The sequence below is a fragment of the Methylobacterium sp. E-005 genome (assembly GCF_022829725.1).
Taxonomy (GTDB): Bacteria; Pseudomonadota; Alphaproteobacteria; order Rhizobiales; family Beijerinckiaceae; genus Methylobacterium.
The window spans coordinates 1-380 of the sequence record NZ_JAKSYG010000236.1; the positions used below are offsets into that span (position 1 = coordinate 1).

Annotated in this window: 1 protein-coding gene; it reads left to right on the plus strand. The window is 65.0% G+C overall.

Annotated elements, in window-relative coordinates; translation table 11 throughout:
- A partial coding sequence (locus MKK88_RS28620; protein WP_244005893.1) for a DUF2252 family protein occupies positions 1–380 on the plus strand: 380 nt, incomplete at both ends.

Below are 380 nucleotides of genomic sequence, written 5' to 3' on the forward strand. Positions count from 1 at the left end.
ATCCTCGTCCGCGTCGATGAGGCGACGCGCGAGCGTGTGACCACCGGTCTGGAGCGCTATGCCGAGACGCTGCCGCGCGAGCGGCGGTTCATGCTCAGCCGCTACCATGTGGTCGACGTTGCCGATCGCGTCGTGGGTGTCGGCAGCGTCTGGACCCGGGCCTACGTCGCGCTGCTGTGGGGCAACTCAGAGCGAGACGTCCTCTGCCTCCAAGTGAAGGAAGCTGTGCGACCAGCCCACGCGCCCTATCTGCGCGGCATGCCAAAGCCTTATGCCGATCACGAGGGCGAGCGTGTGATCTACGGCCAACGCCTGTTGCAGGCCGTGGGGTATCCTCTGATGGGCTGGATGAAGAGCGAAGGTCGTTCATTGAACTCGCG